We start from the raw sequence: 16,557 nt of genomic DNA, 5'->3' as shown, positions 1-16,557 counted from the left end.
GCAAGAATTGGTGGCGGAGGTAAAACAGGTTGGGTATTTTTACCAGCAGTGCTCACCGGCTGCCAAAGCTTCCCAGGAAATCACGGGGATACCCGGTTGGCTGGCGATGGCGATCGCAGCCTCATCTTCACAATCAAGCGATAATCGGCACCAGCTCCGTTCAGACCATCGGCTATCTAATTCACTGATTAAGGAAACCTCCAGCCCATCTGGCACTTCGATTTCATCTTGCATCAAACTCTGCATCACCGCACTGGATAGTAAAAGCTCCGCCTCTTCCAGCACTACAGGAGATAGCCTCCCGGCATAGAAAGACAACGCAATTCGGGCATTGCCTGCCCGTTGCAGTACCGCCTTAAACGTATTTTCCAGGATCGGGAGAAGAATCGCTTCTGGCTGAGCCCAATCTGGGAAAGCGACCAACAGGATCGGTTGGCTGCCGTTGCAGCCTCTGTTGGAAGAACTTATCTGCTCCTGACGTTGCAGCAGGGCATCGACGATCTTGTAGTAGTCTGACTCCAACAATGAAGCTTTCCGCTGATCCAGCCGCTGGACGGAAACCAACTGATCAAACACAGCCGGATCAATTTCCTTTACCGTTAGCAGATGGACTGTGAAACCATTAGAATACAGGCGAAGTTGAAATCGATTCGCAATCACCCGAAGCGCCTGCATAGTGTAAATCACTATATGCTGCCCTTCATGCAATGCGTAATAGCTCCAATCTTCCAGTTTTGGGCTCTCTGGTGGCAACAGCGTTGTACTAAACAGAATGTTTTGAGAAGACTTTAGAATAGAGCCGATTTCATCGATTGGGTTCACCAGGTGTTCAAACACTTCAAAGGCAGTCACCAATTCATAGCTGGGGTGAGAAATTGAATCGGCTTCAAAACCTTTGGCAAAGAGATTTTTGCAATATTTGTCATGCCAGTAAAAGTCGTATCCCAGATCCCGCATGAGTCGAACAAATAGTCCGCAACCGCCGCCATAATCTAAAAGGTTTTTTTCATGATCGAACAAATTAAAAATTACGTTGCTGGCGATCGCCGAAGATAACTGATTCCTGAAGACTAAGCCCACATCGCTGGGAGCGATCGCCTCCAAATAGGCTTCCTCCAGCCAATACGGTTCCTCCGTTTGTACTAATCCACACTCAGAACACTGAAAATAATCCACACTGTACCGTCCAAGAACCCTGGCACAGCCAAACTTAGACGAATCCGCTTGACAAATTTTACATTTCATAGGGGCAGGTAGTCATCATTAATTTGTAAAAGGTGGAGGGAATGCCCCCCCCTCCACCCCCGAAATTATCCTGAATGTAATTGCGCCTAGCTACTTACAAGTCACTACCTAATCTGAATAATGGATATTCTGCAAATTCTAAAAGACGACTATCAGCGATTTCCTGACCAACAGACTTATCACATCTACGCTGAAGATGTTTACTTCAAAGACCCGATGAACGAATTTCGGGGCATCCGCCGTTACCAAAAAATGATTCGCTTCATCCAAACCTTCTTCCTCAACTGTAAGATGGATCTCCACCAGATTCAGCAGAATGGCAACGTCGTCCGCACTGACTGGACCTTACGCTGGAACACTCCCCTTCCCTGGAAACCACCGATCTCCATCAGCGGTTGGAGTGAACTCACCCTCAATCCCGAAGGCAAAATTATTTCTCACATCGATTACTGGCACTGCTCCCGCCTGGATGTCCTTAAACAACACTTCACCACCAGCCAAAGGAGTTAGGGCCTAACCCCTACCTCCAACATAGAGAAGACAACCGGCAACAGCCTACAGGGGTGGAAAAGGGGCTAGGAGCTAGAGATTGGGGGCTAGCAGAGTTTTGAGTTTTAAGTTCTGAGTTGTCCCAATATTCAGATCCCTGGCCCCCAGCCCCCAGTCCCTGGTGGACAATGGCATAAGTCCAGTAACCATTGGGTTGGGAGTGGGGAGTCGGAGGGAGCCAGAATGGTATCCGTATTCCCGCCGTGCTGTACTAGTCTCTGCCTCCTGGCTCCTACCTCCTGGCGTCTCCCTTCCCCTCTCGTTCATAAGCCTAAAAAACTTATAAAGTAAAAGAATGTAACTAAGTCTCAGGAAGGGATTCATGCGCGTTATTTTGATGACGGGAAAGGGAGGCGTTGGTAAAACCTCTGTTGCTGCCGCCACCGGACTGCGTTGTGCTGAACTTGGCTACAAAACCCTCGTCCTGAGCACAGATCCTGCCCACTCTCTGGCAGATAGCTTTGATATGGAACTGGGGCACAATCCCCAACCTGTTCGCCCAAACCTGTGGGGAGCAGAACTGGACGCCCTCATGGAACTAGAAGGTAACTGGGGTGCGGTCAAACGTTACATCACTCAAGTTTTGCAAGCACGCGGCTTAGAAGGCGTCCAGGCAGAAGAGCTGGCCATCCTCCCTGGCATGGATGAAATTTTTGGCCTGGTACGAATGAAGCGCCACTACGATGAAGGTGAGTACGATGTTCTCATCATCGACTCTGCCCCTACCGGAACGGCTCTCCGCCTGCTCAGCATTCCTGAAGTTGGTGGCTGGTACATGCGCCGCTTCTACAAACCATTTCAGGGGATTTCCGTCGCCCTGCGTCCTCTGGTAGAACCCATCTTCAAGCCGATCGCCGGTTTCTCCCTGCCCGATAAAGAAGTGATGGACGCGCCCTACGAGTTCTACGAGCAAATTGAAGCACTGGAAAAAGTCCTCACTGACCCAACCCAAACCTCTGTGCGCCTCGTCATGAACCCGGAAAAAATGGTGATCAAAGAATCCCTTCGGGCTCATGCTTACCTCAGCCTTTACAATGTGGGAACCGACCTGGTTATTGCCAATCGCATCATTCCCGATACTGTCACCGACCCCTTCTTCCAGCGTTGGAAGGAATTGCAAAAGCAGCACAAGCAAGAGATTTACAATAACTTCTCACCGCTGCCGATCAAAGAAGTACCCCTCTATTCTGAGGAGATGTGCGGTCTGGACGCGTTAGATCGGCTGAAAGAAACCCTTTACACCGATGGTGAAGACCCTTCCCAGGTGTACTACAAAGAAACAACGCTGCGGGTAGTGCAAGAGCAGCAGCACTACAGCCTGGAGCTTTACCTGCCAGGAGTTGCCAAAAATCAGATTGAACTTAGCAAAACTGGTGATGAATTGAATATTCGCATTGGCAACCATCGCCGCAATCTGGTGCTACCGCAAGCACTGGCTGCCCTGCAACCCACTGGAGCCAAGATGGAAGAAGACTATCTCAAGATTCGCTTTGCCAATGGAGCAATAGGATAAGCCTATGACGGTTTCTATTCCCATTAGAAAAGCTCCTCCGGCAGAAGGGTTTGAAGTGCATTAGTAATGACTTGCTTGCTCCCATCGCCCTCGAAAAAACAGTCAACCTGTCGTACCGCTTACCTTCAGGTCGGTGGCCTGGATTAACCACAAATTTGCTAACCCTCATTTTTGTTAGCCTATGTGAAGATAGGTAAACGTATGAGTTTCTCTCTGTCTTCACCATCTCGGCATCTATGGCGCTTTCTTCGATTACCCGGGCTCTGGGGCGATCGCCGCTAACCTCGGAATTGTTGACCAATCTGCAACGGCACCAGTACCTGAGATTGACTGGTTTAGCCCGTCTGCCTAAGGGGTTGGTCAGTTCTGCGCTGGCTCAGACCCAGTCCCAGAATTTGCTGGTGATCACGGCCACCCTGGAAGAAGCTGGACGCTGGACCGCTCAACTGGAAACTATGGGCTGGCAGACCGTTCACTTCTATCCCACCTCCGAGGCATCTCCCTACGAACCGTTCGACCCTGAATCGGAGATGACCTGGGGGCAATTGCAGGTGCTAGCCGATCTGGTCAGACAACCTACTATCAGCCCTGATACAACGCCAACGATAACCCCTTCAACAAACAAATCTTCTGTTCCCATCGCTCTGGTGGCAACTGAGCGTGCCCTGCAACCCCATCTGCCTCCCGTTGAAGCCTTCAAGCCCTACTGTTTAACTTTGAAACGGGGAACTGAGCTAAACCTGGAAACGCTGTCCAAGGAACTGGCACGACTGGGGTATGAGCGGGTGCCGCTGGTGGAAGTAGAAGGGCAGTGGAGCCGCCGGGGAGACATTGTCGATCTGTTTCCAGTGGCATCGGAGTTACCGATTCGACTGGAGCTGTTTGGGGATGAACTGGATCAAATTCGGGAGTTTGATCCAGCGACTCAGCGATCGCTCGACCGGATTGAGCAAATCCTTCTCACCCCCACCAGCTATGCCCCGATTATCAGAGCTTCCCTCACCGCAGAAAAAGCTGCCCAGGTCAAAGCCTATCTGACCGATGAAGAGAAGGAGAAATTCGATCAGGGGCAAATGACAGAAGGCTCCCGGCGCTTTTTGGGGGTCGCATTTGAAAAACCCGCTTCCTTACTAGACTATTTGCCCGCCAATACCCTGATCGCCATTGACGAACCCGACCAGTGTGAAGCCCACGGCAACCTCTGGTACGAGAACGTAGTGGAGCATTACGGTGAAGTTGCCTCCGGCTTGCCCCCCATTCACCGCCGCCTGCAAGACTCTGACTCTGAGTTAGAAGCCTTTCAGCGGCTCTATCTTTACGAGCTGGCTGAAGAATCTGTTGCGCGATCGGCGAAGGATAAAGGTCCATCCCCCATTAACCTATCCAGCCGTCCCGTTCCAGCGATTCCCCACCAGTTTGCCCGGTTAGCGGAAACCCTGCGCCAGGAACGCGATCGCAACTTCTCTATCTGGCTCGTTTCGGCCCAGCCTTCGCGATCGGTTGCGCTCTTACAGGAGCATGATTGTCCAGCTCAATTTATTCCCAACCCGCACGACTATCTGGCGATCGACAAACTCCAGGTTCAACATATTCCCGTTGCTATCAAATACTCTGGTCTGGCCGAACTGGAAGGCTTTATCCTGCCCACCTTTCGCCTGGTTGTTGTTACCGACCGGGAGTTTTTTGGGCAGCATACCCTCGCCACTCCCAGCTACGTCCGCAAACGTCGCCGTGCCGCGTCCAAACAGGTTGATCCCAATAAGCTGCAACCAGGTGATTACGTCGTTCACCGCAACCACGGCATTGGTCGTTTCCTGAAGCTGGAAAGGCTCACACTCAATCAAGAAACCCGTGAATACCTGGTAATTCAATATGCTGACGGATTGCTGCGCGTCGCTGCCGATCAGCTCAATGCGCTGTCTCGCTTTCGGGGGGCAGGAGATACGGCTCCTGAACTCAATAAAATGTCCAGCAAAGCCTGGGAGCGTACAAAGAGCAAAGTCCGCAAGGCGATCAAAAAAGTGGCGGTCGATTTGCTGCAACTCTATGCGCAACGGGCCAGCCAGGAAGGATTTACCTATCCTCTCGACATGCCTTGGCAACAGGAGATGGAAGATTCCTTCCCATACCAGCCCACTCCTGACCAACTCAAGGCCGTCCAGGACGTTAAACAGGATATGCAGAGCAATCGCCCAATGGATCGCCTGATCTGTGGAGATGTCGGCTTTGGCAAAACCGAAGTTGCCATTCGGGCCATCTTCAAAGCCGTGACTGCTGGTAAGCAGGTGGCACTTCTGGCTCCCACCACCATCCTCACCCAGCAGCACTACCACACCCTCAAAGAGCGCTTCGCTCCCTACCCAATCCAGGTTGGCTTACTCAACCGCTTCCGCACCGCCGAAGAACGGCGCAACATTCTACAGCGGCTTGCCACCGGAGAACTGGATGTGGTGGTGGGTACCCATCAACTGTTGGGCAAGGGGGTTCAATTCAAAGACCTGGGGCTGCTGGTGGTAGATGAGGAGCAGCGGTTTGGCGTGAACCAGAAAGAGAAAATCAAATCCCTCAAAACCCAGGTAGATGTCCTTACCCTCAGCGCCACTCCCATTCCCCGCACCCTATACATGGCCCTCTCCGGTGTGCGCGAAATGAGCCTGATTACGACGCCTCCCCCCTCCCGTCGTCCGATCAAAACCCATCTGGCTCCCTACGATCCCGAAATGGTCCGCAGTGCCATCCGTCAGGAACTGGACCGGGGTGGGCAGGTTTTCTACGTCGTGCCCAGAGTAGAGGGCATTGAAGAAACCACTGCGCGGATTCGCGAAATGGTGCCGGGTGCAAGATTGGCGATCGCCCACGGTCAGATGCCCGAAGGCGAACTGGAATCCACCATGCTTACCTTCAGCGAAGGCGAAGCGGATATCCTTGTTTGCACCACCATTATTGAGTCGGGACTGGATATCCCGCGGGTAAACACTATTTTGATCGAAGACGCCCACCGCTTCGGCCTATCCCAGCTTTACCAACTTCGAGGCCGGGTTGGGCGGGCTGGAATCCAGGCCCATGCCTGGTTGTTCTACCCTAGACAAAGCCAACTAACTGATACAGCGCGCCAACGTTTGCGGGCGATTCAGGAATTCACCCAGTTAGGTTCTGGCTACCAGCTTGCTATGCGGGATATGGAGATTCGCGGCGTCGGCAACCTGCTGGGAGCAGAGCAGTCGGGTCAGATGGATGCGATCGGCTTTGATCTGTATGTTGAGATGCTGGAAGAAGCCATTCGGGAAATTCGTGGCCAGGAAATTCCCCAGGTCGAAGATGCCCAGGTAGACCTGAACCTTACGGCTTTCATTCCCGCCGATTACATTCCTGACCTGGATCAGAAGATGAGTGCTTATCGCGCAGTTGCCTCGGCTACCACCCGGCAGGAATTAACCCAGATTGCGGCTGACTGGAGCGATCGCTACGGCCCCATTCCCGTCGCCGCGCTTCAGTTAATTCGAGTTGTGGAACTGAAGCAGATTGCCAAAAAACTGGGCTTCTCCCGCATCAGACCGGAAGGAACTCAGCATGTCGTCCTGGAAACCCCCATGGAAGAACCTGCCTGGAACTTATTGAAAGCCAACCTGCCAGAGCATCTTCACTCTCGTTTTGTATACACTCCCGGCAAAGTCACCGTTCGGGGGTTAGGTATTCTGAGTGCCGACCAGCAGTTGGAGAATCTGATCAACTGGCTCCAAAGAATGCAGGGAGCCATCCCCGAACCGGCCACTGCATCGTAGAAGGCTGACACCAGTAAGAGGTGAGCAACCGTTCGTCGTGCTTTTGCGTGGCGCTGTCCCAACTTGCTCAGACTCTCTTGCAAGGTTCCCCATTGGGCAGAAGGCACATCAGGCTCTAGGGCGAATCGCTATCCCTAAGGGAATGGCAATGAAGCTGGTAATGAGACACATACTGACGAATACCCCGCCTGTGGCAATCATGCGAGAGATAAATACACTCATGAACAGGCCACCCCCCAGCGGAACCATTTGTGGGTCGATAAACGCGGATAGGGGTGCTCGCGCGTAAGATGAGGCATGACGATATCTAATCTAAAAATGCGCCTCTCGGACAGAGATTGCTACACCAATACCTCGCTTTGAAGTAGGAACGCCTTGAAGTAGGAATAAATGATGAAAAATTAGCATAGCTCTACGCAAGTGCGTTAGGACATTGGAATTAGAAAGGGAGTGAGGGCTTCGCCCTCAGCCAGGGGTTCCACCCCTGCACCCCGTCCTAACCATAATGATTACCGCTATATCATCACCAGCATTAAATACCCTAAGAGCGGGTAAAATAAGCTACCGATCGCAATCAGTGGATAAAGCCAAATCATGATCCACTGAGAACAGCTGCCTTTAGACTTCTTAGCCATTTGCTGGGATGTCTCTTAACTCCACCAGGGTTGCTGCCCGGTTCGAGGATCGAGTTCAGTCCAGGGAGAAATCCAGATGGCTTCTCCTTCAACCCGAACATGAACCAGCTTAAGGGGGCGATCAGCTGGTCCGCGCACGACAGAACCGTCAGCGGCAAAGCGAGAACCATGACACGGGCATTGAAACTGCTGGTCGATATTGTTCCAGGGAAAGGTGCATCCCAGATGTGTGCAGTTGTCTACAATGCCGATCTCATCTAATGTATTGGCTTCCGTAACGGTTAGGTAGGTGGGCTCACCTGCTAACCCAGCAATCAATGCACGACTTCCAGGTGGGTTTGCCAGCAGCTGAGAGGCAGGAATGGGGTTGCCTAGACGATCCCTAGCAAGGATTGCGCCACTATTACCTGTTTCATCGCTTGGGATGAAAAACTTGATCATGGGATAAAGGGTTAATCCAGCTGTGGCAGCAAAAGCGGTACCCGCTAGAAAATTGAGAAATTGCCGTCGATTCAGCACAGAATTGTCTATAGGGAAATTGGTATCCATTGCTGTTATCCTCCTTCAAATTGTTCAAGGACAAATTGTTCAAGGATGGGGACAGGTTTAAAGTTTTCGGTGCGACGATGCTTATAGCGGTAGTCATTGTGGTTAGAACGGGGTGCAGGGGTTCCACTCCTGGCTGGGGGCTTCGCCCCCAGTCCCTTTCTAATTCCAATGTCCTAACGCACCTGCGTAGAGCTATATAGGTACTTGTGTCGGGATCAAAGAGTTGTCGAAACAACACGAGCCTTCTTCATAATTTATTTATTATAATACTATTTAGTAATATAATTATACAAACTAAAATTGAATTGGTTTATTTTCAAGCAACGGAGTCTCATGTCTCAACTTTTTACCGCTGCGCTTGCCCAGGTCGCGGAGCATTTCAAGGTACTGTCAGAGCTCAGTCGTCTCCAGGCGTTGTGTGCCCTTAAATCGGGTTCCAAAAATGTCTCTGAAATTATGGAGATCACGGGCTTAGGGCAGGCCAATGTCTCGAAACATCTGAAAATTCTGGCTCAGGCGGGTATTGTCATGCGCCAACCCAGAGGAGTCAGTGTGTACTACGACATTGCCGACCCATTAATCTTTGAATTGTGCGAACTGGTGTGCGACAGACTGGAAGCCCGTTTACAAGAACAGGCTCAACAACTTCAGCAATTAGAAGGCTTGCGCCAGTCATAATCCATTCTTTATGAGGCTTCGTTATGGCTGACATCGTCGTGATCGGGGCTGGGTTAGGCGGTTTACCTACTGCTTATGAACTCCGTCACCTCCTTCCCCAACCACATCAGGTGACAGTCATCTCCGACGCATCCACCTTTACCTTTATCCCGTCATTACCCTGGGTGGCTCTGGGGTTAACAGCTCTGGAGTCGATTCAGATTCCCCTGGAGCCACAACTGACATCACGCAAGATTGGATGAATTCACGGTAAAGTGGACAAACTCGACCCTAACAGGCAAACGGTTTGGGTTGGAGAAAGGAGCATTGCCTACGATTACCTGGTTGTGGCAACTGTGGCAGAACTCGCTTTGGATGCCGTGCCAGGATTAGGACTAAGCCGGGGCTATACACAATCGGTCTGCAACCTTCATCATACGCTGATCGCTCAAGAGGCATGGCATCAATTCTTGAAGCAACCGGGCTCACTGGTTGTGGGTGCTGTACCTGGAGCCAGTTGTTTCGTTCCTGCTTATGAGTTTGCACTGTTGGCAGATTACCACCTGCGGAAGTGGGACTCCGCGATCGCATCCCCATTACCTTTGTGACCCCAGAACCCTACGCCGGACATCTGGGCATTGGCGGTATGGCAAATTCCGCCCAACTTGTCACAGCACTCATGGCAAAACGCAAAATTGAGGGATTGAGAACGGGGCGATCGCCGCTATTGAACTCCATCAAATGCACCTATTGGATGGGCACACCCTACCCTTTGCTTACTCAATCTTGCTGCCGTCCTTTCGTGGCCCCCGCTGCCTCCGGGAAGTAACAGAATTAACAGATCAACATGGATTGATGCCAATCTTGCCCACTTACCAACATCCCAACTACCCAACTATTTACTCGGTCGGCGTGATTGTGCAACTCCTCATCCCCGAACAAACACCACTGCCCGTCGGCGTTCCTAAAACCGGACAAATGACTGAAGCTATGGGAATGGCAGTGGCACACAACATTGCGATCGCTTTAGGTGTGCTTTCTGCACAGCCCGTCACCCCAACCCTGGAAGCGATTTGCTTTGCCGATTTCGGAGACACCGGAATTCTCTTCTTAGCCAATCCGGTACTACCCAATCCAACAACCGGCAAACGCCACCAATCAATTGCCATGCAAGGAACCTGAGTCGGTTGGATGAAAACTGCCTTTGAAAAATATTTCCTGATGAAAATGCGCCTCGGTGCAGCCGTTCCCTGGTTTGACCGGCTGGCATTGCGAGGTGTTGGACTATCCCTGGTTGAACCGATCGCAGCTGAACCAGATTACAACCTGAAACAGCCACTTCCCTAAAGCCTCACAAGTTCCTCACACTGTTTTGCTTCAATACTGGCACGATTCGATCGCTAAACGACTCCTGAAAGTGCGATACAGCGATTGTTTGGGGAGTAAGGTATTTCGTTCGCAATCGAATGACGCCATCGAAGTCAGAGGCTCACGGATCACATTTGACGGACAACCAATTCTGATTGCTGCTGAAGTGAAGAAAGGAGATCAAGTATTGACCTGGCGCGATGACGCTGGAATACCCGTTTGGGCAGGTTGGAGAAGACAACGTTAATCAAGGCAACAACGATTGAGCGATCGCATGCAAAGCGCGATCAGCCTTTCAAACTGTTACCTCTGGCAGTGACTCACCATGAATCATGAATCGCGAAAATTAATCATGTAAGGAGCAACAATCATGCCAAACCGCAAAGCCAACTCTTATCTAACGCTGATGGAAATTCCACCAGGTTATCTCAACATCATGGGGTATGTAGACGAATCCGAGGTCAACGGTCCGGGGTGTCGTGCTGTGATTTGGGTACAGGGTTGCTTGCGAGAATGCCCAGGATGTTTCAATCCTGCTTCCTGGTCTTTTGAAATAAATCAATTGGTTGCTGTTGAGGGTTTAGTGAAAAAGATCTTGAGCAATCCACGGAATGAAGGCGTGACCTTTTCTGGGGGAGAACCCTTCTGGCAGGCTTCTGCGTTAGCCCAACTAGCCCATCAGGCTAAGGCATATGGACTGAACGTGATGTCCTTCACTGGATTTACGCTAGAAGAACTGCAAGGGGCATATGCGCCTGCGGGTGCTCAAGCATTACTGAATGAGTTGGATATTTTAGTGGATGGTCCCTACATTGAATCCCTTGCCGTTCATACTCCAGACTTTCTGGTTTCTTCCCGCAATCAACGAGTGCATGTGTTTAACCCAGAGCTCCGCGATCGCCTGAACTGGGCAAGCGATCAAATGGAAATCCATATCCTCAAGGATGGTAGCCGTATTATTACTGGCTATCGCGGGCAAATGAGTTTAACTGAATAAGGTTTGTTTTTGTCAAAAGAATGATTGGAGAATACGTACCATGAAGCGAATCTGATTGTGATAGCGTTTTCAATGGCTCTTCAGTCTGAGTTTAATGATTTTGAGTTTGATTTGGTATCCAGCGATCGCCCAGGCTATGTTATCTATACTGCTTTAGCAGTTCATTGTCACTAATTCGATGGGTTAGGCTTCGTCTTAAGCTGGGCGGCCATTGTTTCCAAAGTTTTTTTTTCGCGCTTGAGCTTTTCCTCTAGCTCCTGTACTTGCTCTCGGCGAGCTTCCAGTTCCAGGGCGCGACGACCAAGTTCCTGGCTTTGCAAGGTTAACGACTGCCGCCACTGCTCTGCGCGTTCGGTTTCCTGTTGCAAAAAGGCAGGGGTGATTCCCGTAACCAGAAACTTTTGAATAATATCCAGGATCCAATCCTTCGCGTCTTTGATGGACAGAACCTGGCGGCTATTTGAAAGCTCCACCAGAACCAGCACTCCTTCACCAAAACTGCCAGCTTCTGTAGAAAGAACAATTTCTTCCTCGGTCATAACAGCCCAGGCATTTTCAGATTTCTGGCGGGCAAGCAGAAGCAGCCCTGCTTTGCCCAAGAAGCCCTTTTTTTGTACCTGCGCCAGATACAGCATCACCCTATCTCTCTACCCAACTGGTCATTGTATAGCTCTACGCGGGTGCGTTAGGACATTGGAATTAAAACGAGAGTAGGGGCTGCGCCCCAGCTAGGGGTTCTACCCCTGCATCCCGTCCTAACCATAATGACACCGCTATAAAACTCATTGTAAAAACAACCATAATAGCCCTCTTGTTGTATCTTCAAGGGGAGTTTTACGGACTTGCCAATAACTTCACTAGCCACAATACCGTCTTTATTCTACCGCTACCGGACCAGATGGCTCTCTTAGCCTAGCTGGTAAAGTGTAGAAAATCTTCTTTCATACTACTAGTAGTCGTCAGGATAGATTTGAGGGGTAGCTCAAATCTATAAATTCCATTTCCACTAGGTGTTGAGGAGTTGCAATCCCTGAAAACCTCCTAAATTGTTTTTTTCGGGTTTAGATAACCAGGCAGAATTCCTTTAGTTCAAGGATGGGTGCAGGCTATGACTCTTGAGAGTTAATTCTCAAGAGTGTTAACTCTTAAGTCTGGCAAGCCGGGTTTGCAGAATTTCTGCCTGCTTTTCCAGTTCTTTTAAGGATGCTCGGGCTCCTTCTACAACGTCAGTTGGCGCTTTGTTGACAAAATTTGGGTTGGTTAACCGGCTACTCAAGGACTGAATCTCAGTCTCGATCTTCTTTAGGTCTTTTTCAAGCTTGGCGCAGAGGGCATCGATATCTACCACTCCAGCTAAGGGCATCAAAACCTGGACAGTGCCAACCACCCCTGCGAACATTTTGCTGGTCTCTACTGGAGGAGTGGAGGTAATGGACAACGTTGCAACCTTTGCCAGGTCTTGGATATAAGTCTTCCCCTGAGTCAAAATCTGGCGTTCGCGATCGCTTTCGCTCTGGAGAATGATTTCCACCTTGACTCCGGGTTTCACTTCGGCCTCTGCTCGCAGGTTACGGATGGTGCGGATGGTGTTAATCAGTAGCTCAAACTGTTGCTCTAGGTCGGGATCGATGAGGGTGCGATCGGGTTCCGGGTAAGCTTGCAGCGCCAGGTACTGATCATCATCAGTCTGGGTCAGAGTGTGCCAGATCTCTTCTGTAATGTGGGGCATGAAGGGGTGGAGCAGCTTGAGGGTCCCTTCCAGGACATACACCAGAACTTGCTGTACTTTACGCCGAGATTCCCTGTCTTCTCCTTGCAGACGGGATTTGACCAGCTCGATATACCAGTCACAAAAGTCTCCCCAGATAAATTCATACAGACCTTTCGCCGCTTCACCTAGACCGAACTTATCAATGTAATCGCGGGTCTGCTGGGTTACCTGATGAAACCGCGATAGAATCCACCGATCTGCTAGCTGTAAGGGATTTTGGGTTTTGAGTTTTGAGTTTTGCAGGGTTTGCTCCCACTCAGAACTTAAGTTTGAGAACTCGTAATCCTCTCCCAAATTCATCAAGACAAACCGGGAGGCATTCCATAGCTTGTTAGTAAAGTTGCGGGACGCCTCAACGGAAGCGGATTCATCTGTCTTTCGGTTGTACTCTAGCCGGATGTCCTGTCCAGCCCCAGCAACTTCCTTGACCAGGGTATAGCGCAGGGCATCGGTGCCATATTTGTTAATCAGCAACAGCGGGTCGATGCCATTGTTCGCAGATTTGGACATCTTTTTATTGTTTTCATCCCGCACCAGCCCGTGGATGTAAACCGTTTTGAAAGGCATCTGTCCAGTAAAGTGACCAGCCATCATTGTCATACGGGCAACCCAAAAGAAGATGATGTCAAAGCCCGTTACCAGGGTGGTGGTGGGATAGTAGCGCTCCAGATCGATCGTCTGGTTGGGCCAGCCGAGGGTGGAGAAGGGCCATAACCCAGCGGAAAACCAGGTATCAAGCACGTCCGGGTCTTGTTCTAGCTGCACATTGGCCCCAAACTGGGCGATCGCCTTCTGCCGTGCTTCGGCTTCATTCCGCGCCACAACAAAGGGGGTCGTGTCGGTAATTTCGCCGCCCGTTTCGCTGATAGCATACCAGGCTGGGATCTGGTGCCCCCACCAGAGTTGGCGCGAAATGCACCAGTCCCGCAGGCTGACCAGCCAGTCCCGGTAGACCTTCATCCAGCGTTCGGGAACAAAGACGGGAGAATTTTTCTGGTCGAGAAAATTTAGTGCCCGTGTAGCGAGGGGTTCGATTTTAACAAACCATTGGGTTGAGAGCAGGGGTTCAACCGGAACTTTGCCGCGATCGCTATAGGGAACAGTGTGCCTGTAATCCTCTATTTTGACTAAAAAGCCCTCTTCCTCTAACTTTGCCACCACATTCTTACGAGCCACAAACCGATCCTGCCCCTGGAAGGGACCCGCATTCTCGTTGAGAGAACCGTCCTTGTTCAGGATGTTGATGAGGGGAAGATTGTGACGTTTGCCTATCTCAAAATCATTGGGGTCGTGGGCTGGAGTAACCTTGACACAACCTGTTCCAAAAGTAGCATCAACAAACTCATCAGCAATGATTGGAATTGGTCGGTTCATGATGGGCAGGGTCACCGTTTTGCCAATCAGGTGCTGGTAGCGATTATCATTGGGGTTTACCGCCACGGCTGTATCACCCAGCATCGTTTCTGGACGGGTCGTTGCCACTTCCACATAACCCGAACCGTCTGTCAGCGGATAGCGGAAATGCCAGAGGTGCCCATTCACTTCCTGGTTTTCGACTTCCAGGTCTGAAACCGCCGACTGGCTGGCAGGGCACCAGTTAACCAAGTAGTTTCCCCGGTAAATCAAGCCCTCTTCATACAACTGATTGAAGGCTTCCAGCACCGCATTCGAGAGTCCCTCATCCATCGTGAAGCGCTCCCGGCTCCAATCTACGGAAAGCCCCAGCCGCCGCAACTGTCCCACAATGGTGCCGCCCGATTCTTCCTTCCACTGCCACGCCCGTTCCAGATAGGCTTCCCGTCCGATATCCTGGCGCGTCTTTCCCTGGGCCTGAAGTTCCCGATCCAGAATGGTGCTGACCGCAATACTGGCGTGGTCAGTCCCCGGCAACCAGAGGGTATTGCGCCCAATCATCCGGTGGTAGCGGATCAGAACATCGATCAAAGAGTGTTCAAAGGCATGCCCCATGTGCAAACTCCCCGTCACGTTAGGCGGAGGAATCACAATGCAATAAGGTTCACCCGGATGATGAGGGTCTGCTTTGAAGACCTGATTGGCCTCCCAGGACTTCTGCCACTTGGCTTCGGTAGTAGTGGGGTCGTACTGGCTCGGCAGGTTCAGGGTGGTTGCAGTCATGGGAAATGGACTCAGTGAAAACTCTATCAAAACTTAATGGTACTTAAGATTCTGCCATGCCAGACTCTCAGACGGCCAAGGTGGGCACATCTAAGGGGCGCAAATTTGGGATAAAGATTTGGTTTATTTCATTTCACTCTAATTGGAAAGGGCACCTTGTTTTGTCAGAATGTTCTTTGACAAAACTTAATTAATTTCAGTAAAAGCCTGCTGCCGCGATCGCCTCTGTTAGGAGACACCCAAATGGTCGAGTGGATTACGAATACGATGAATTCTATGGGTTACGTGGGGATTGGGTTATTGATGTTTCTGGAGAACTTATTTCCCCCGATTCCCTCAGAATTGATCATGCCCCTGGCGGGATTCACCGCAGCTCAGGGCAAGATGGATTTTGGCATGGCGGTACTGGCCGGAGTGGTGGGTACTATGGCAGGGGCACTACCCTGGTATTACGCAGGCAAAATTTTGGGTGAGGTTCGACTCAGGCATTGGGCCGATCGCTACGGCAAGTGGCTAACACTTTCGGGTCGAGATATTGATAAAGCCAACTACTGGTTTCAGAAGCAGGGGGCTAAGGCTGTACTTCTTTGCCGTCTGGTACCAGGAGTCCGTACCGTGATTTCCTTACCCGCAGGAATTAGTGAAATGTCCATTGTTCCCTTCCTGCTTTATTCGACACTGGGAACGACACTTTGGATTGTCTTTCTCACTGCGCTAGGGTATTTTCTGGGCAGTAATTACTATCTGGTGGACGAGTACCTGGGACCTGTCTCTAAACTTGTATTCATTGGACTTATTGCCTGGCTGGGAGTATGGGTCTTTAGACGCAAGAGAAAGCTCCGGGCTAAAAGGCGGAATCTTTAAGTTACCTAGTATTGAGTGAATATCTCAACTCCCTTACATAGCTGGGGGATTTAACTCTCAAATTTCGAGAAAATCCCTTCCTTACACGGGTAGGCAGCCCGTTCTGCTTAATCGGTCAAGCTTCCTCTGCACAGAAATGGTGTAAGCAGCCAAGATGGACTGGGTACAGCGCCGCGAATAAAAATGGGCAATTAGCTACTGGCTGCTAGCTATTAACCCTTTTCAAGTCAGCTAGACTTAACTATTTGCAGGATAGCTATTTGCAGGATAGATTAACGTAGCGTAACTCACACGGACGTTGGGTTTCATACTTCAACCCAACCTTGTAAGAGGATTTTGCCCCTCCACCCCTAAAGTCATCCTCAATTTAATTGCGTCTGGTGGTCTGTCAAGACTGTTTTGAAGTTTTTCAACCCCTCAAAACACCCTGGAAATGAATTTTATAGATTTGGGCTCCCCTCAAATCTATCCTAACGGACTACATAGCTCCT

General features: G+C 50.6%; 17 protein-coding genes. 12 read left to right on the top strand and 5 right to left on the bottom strand.

Annotation, left to right across the window (positions count from 1 at the left end):
• Positions 1-39: 39 nt before the first annotated feature.
• Complete coding sequence (locus tag P4D80_RS24100) at positions 40-1,245, bottom strand: class I SAM-dependent methyltransferase (protein ID WP_421656586.1); 1,206 nt, start codon at positions 1,243-1,245, stop codon at positions 40-42.
• Positions 1,246-1,365: 120 nt separating this feature from the next.
• Here P4D80_RS24100 and P4D80_RS24095 point away from each other — a divergent pair, with 120 nt between their 5' ends.
• From P4D80_RS24095 to mfd, 3 genes are all read left to right on the top strand, one after another.
• Positions 1,366-1,755 (top strand): DUF2358 domain-containing protein, encoded by a 390-nt coding sequence (locus P4D80_RS24095; RefSeq protein ID WP_421656585.1) that lies wholly within the window; start codon positions 1,366-1,368, stop codon positions 1,753-1,755.
• A 361-nt stretch (positions 1,756-2,116) separates the two neighbouring features.
• Positions 2,117-3,307 (top strand): TRC40/GET3/ArsA family transport-energizing ATPase, encoded by a 1,191-nt coding sequence (locus P4D80_RS24090; protein WP_421656584.1) that lies wholly within the window; start codon positions 2,117-2,119, stop codon positions 3,305-3,307.
• Positions 3,308-3,543: 236 nt separating this feature from the next.
• Complete coding sequence (gene mfd, locus P4D80_RS24085; RefSeq protein ID WP_421656583.1) at positions 3,544-7,089, top strand: transcription-repair coupling factor; 3,546 nt, start codon at positions 3,544-3,546, stop codon at positions 7,087-7,089.
• 307 nt (positions 7,090-7,396) lie between these two features.
• Here the strand turns inward: mfd and P4D80_RS24080 are convergent, their stop codons facing one another.
• Positions 7,397-7,477 (bottom strand): 4Fe-4S binding protein, encoded by an 81-nt coding sequence (locus P4D80_RS24080; RefSeq protein ID WP_421659596.1) that lies wholly within the window; start codon positions 7,475-7,477, stop codon positions 7,397-7,399.
• Positions 7,478-7,739: 262 nt separating this feature from the next.
• Positions 7,740-8,273, bottom strand: a complete 534-nt coding sequence (petC, locus tag P4D80_RS24075; RefSeq protein ID WP_421656582.1) for a cytochrome b6-f complex iron-sulfur subunit — start codon at positions 8,271-8,273, stop codon at positions 7,740-7,742.
• A 333-nt stretch (positions 8,274-8,606) separates the two neighbouring features.
• On the opposite strand from petC, the gene P4D80_RS24070 reads away from it, so the two are divergent.
• The 8 genes from P4D80_RS24070 to P4D80_RS24035 all read left to right on the top strand — a co-directional run bounded on the left by P4D80_RS24070 (position 8,607) and on the right by P4D80_RS24035 (position 11,295).
• Positions 8,607-8,951 carry an ArsR/SmtB family transcription factor gene (locus tag P4D80_RS24070; RefSeq protein ID WP_421656581.1) on the top strand — a complete coding sequence of 115 codons (345 nt, stop codon included), beginning with the start codon at positions 8,607-8,609 and terminating at the stop codon, positions 8,949-8,951.
• Positions 8,952-8,974: 23 nt separating this feature from the next.
• Positions 8,975-9,193, top strand: coding sequence for a hypothetical protein (locus P4D80_RS24065; RefSeq protein ID WP_421656580.1), 219 nt, complete (start codon positions 8,975-8,977; stop codon positions 9,191-9,193).
• 12 nt (positions 9,194-9,205) lie between these two features.
• Entirely contained in the window at positions 9,206-9,538 is a 333-nt protein-coding gene (locus P4D80_RS24060; RefSeq protein ID WP_421656579.1) for a hypothetical protein, read from the top strand.
• The gene (locus P4D80_RS24055) at positions 9,502-9,759 is read left to right on the top strand and encodes a hypothetical protein (RefSeq protein ID WP_421656578.1); all 258 of its coding nucleotides are present in this window, start codon (positions 9,502-9,504) and stop codon (positions 9,757-9,759) included. The genes P4D80_RS24060 and P4D80_RS24055 overlap by 37 nt, the downstream gene beginning before the upstream one ends.
• 26 nt (positions 9,760-9,785) lie before the next feature.
• Complete coding sequence (locus P4D80_RS24050) at positions 9,786-10,112, top strand: hypothetical protein (protein ID WP_421656577.1); 327 nt, start codon at positions 9,786-9,788, stop codon at positions 10,110-10,112.
• Positions 10,113-10,121: 9 nt separating this feature from the next.
• On the top strand, positions 10,122-10,277 hold the full coding sequence (locus P4D80_RS24045; protein WP_421656576.1) for a hypothetical protein: 156 nt from the start codon (positions 10,122-10,124) through the stop codon (positions 10,275-10,277).
• Positions 10,278-10,302: 25 nt separating this feature from the next.
• Complete coding sequence (locus tag P4D80_RS24040; protein WP_421656575.1) at positions 10,303-10,545, top strand: hypothetical protein; 243 nt, start codon at positions 10,303-10,305, stop codon at positions 10,543-10,545.
• 123 nt (positions 10,546-10,668) lie between these two features.
• Entirely contained in the window at positions 10,669-11,295 is a 627-nt protein-coding gene (locus P4D80_RS24035) for a 4Fe-4S single cluster domain-containing protein (RefSeq protein WP_421656574.1), read from the top strand.
• Between the two features lie 170 nt (positions 11,296-11,465).
• Here the strand turns inward: P4D80_RS24035 and P4D80_RS24030 are convergent, their stop codons facing one another.
• Positions 11,466-11,930, bottom strand: a complete 465-nt coding sequence (locus P4D80_RS24030) for a hypothetical protein (protein WP_421656573.1) — start codon at positions 11,928-11,930, stop codon at positions 11,466-11,468.
• A 503-nt stretch (positions 11,931-12,433) separates the two neighbouring features.
• Complete coding sequence (locus P4D80_RS24025; protein ID WP_421656572.1) at positions 12,434-15,202, bottom strand: valine--tRNA ligase; 2,769 nt, start codon at positions 15,200-15,202, stop codon at positions 12,434-12,436.
• 243 nt (positions 15,203-15,445) lie between these two features.
• Between P4D80_RS24025 and P4D80_RS24020 the strand changes: the two genes are divergently transcribed.
• Complete coding sequence (locus P4D80_RS24020) at positions 15,446-16,066, top strand: DedA family protein (RefSeq protein WP_421656571.1); 621 nt, start codon at positions 15,446-15,448, stop codon at positions 16,064-16,066.
• Positions 16,067-16,557 lie beyond the last annotated feature (491 nt).

The sequence above is a fragment of the Leptothermofonsia sp. ETS-13 genome, assembly GCF_049200465.1.
GTDB lineage: Bacteria > Cyanobacteriota > Cyanobacteriia > Leptolyngbyales > Leptolyngbyaceae > Leptothermofonsia.
Note: the sequence above shows the minus strand (reverse complement) of the source record. Positions and strands in the feature narration are given on the sequence as shown.

Coding starts and splice junctions, on each gene's coding strand:
- P4D80_RS24065 (WP_421656580.1), top strand. CDS start 8,975: ATGGCTGACATCGTCGTGATCGGGGCTGGGTTAGGCGGTTTACCTACT.
- mfd (WP_421656583.1), top strand. CDS start 3,544: ATGGCGCTTTCTTCGATTACCCGGGCTCTGGGGCGATCGCCGCTAACC.
- P4D80_RS24045 (WP_421656576.1), top strand. CDS start 10,122: ATGAAAACTGCCTTTGAAAAATATTTCCTGATGAAAATGCGCCTCGGT.
- P4D80_RS24095 (WP_421656585.1), top strand. CDS start 1,366: ATGGATATTCTGCAAATTCTAAAAGACGACTATCAGCGATTTCCTGAC.
- P4D80_RS24020 (WP_421656571.1), top strand. CDS start 15,446: ATGGTCGAGTGGATTACGAATACGATGAATTCTATGGGTTACGTGGGG.
- P4D80_RS24090 (WP_421656584.1), top strand. CDS start 2,117: ATGCGCGTTATTTTGATGACGGGAAAGGGAGGCGTTGGTAAAACCTCT.
- P4D80_RS24025 (WP_421656572.1), bottom strand. CDS start 15,202: ATGACTGCAACCACCCTGAACCTGCCGAGCCAGTACGACCCCACTACT.
- P4D80_RS24030 (WP_421656573.1), bottom strand. CDS start 11,930: ATGCTGTATCTGGCGCAGGTACAAAAAAAGGGCTTCTTGGGCAAAGCA.
- P4D80_RS24100 (WP_421656586.1), bottom strand. CDS start 1,245: ATGAAATGTAAAATTTGTCAAGCGGATTCGTCTAAGTTTGGCTGTGCC.
- P4D80_RS24050 (WP_421656577.1), top strand. CDS start 9,786: ATGCCAATCTTGCCCACTTACCAACATCCCAACTACCCAACTATTTAC.
- P4D80_RS24070 (WP_421656581.1), top strand. CDS start 8,607: ATGTCTCAACTTTTTACCGCTGCGCTTGCCCAGGTCGCGGAGCATTTC.
- P4D80_RS24035 (WP_421656574.1), top strand. CDS start 10,669: ATGCCAAACCGCAAAGCCAACTCTTATCTAACGCTGATGGAAATTCCA.
- petC (WP_421656582.1), bottom strand. CDS start 8,273: ATGGATACCAATTTCCCTATAGACAATTCTGTGCTGAATCGACGGCAA.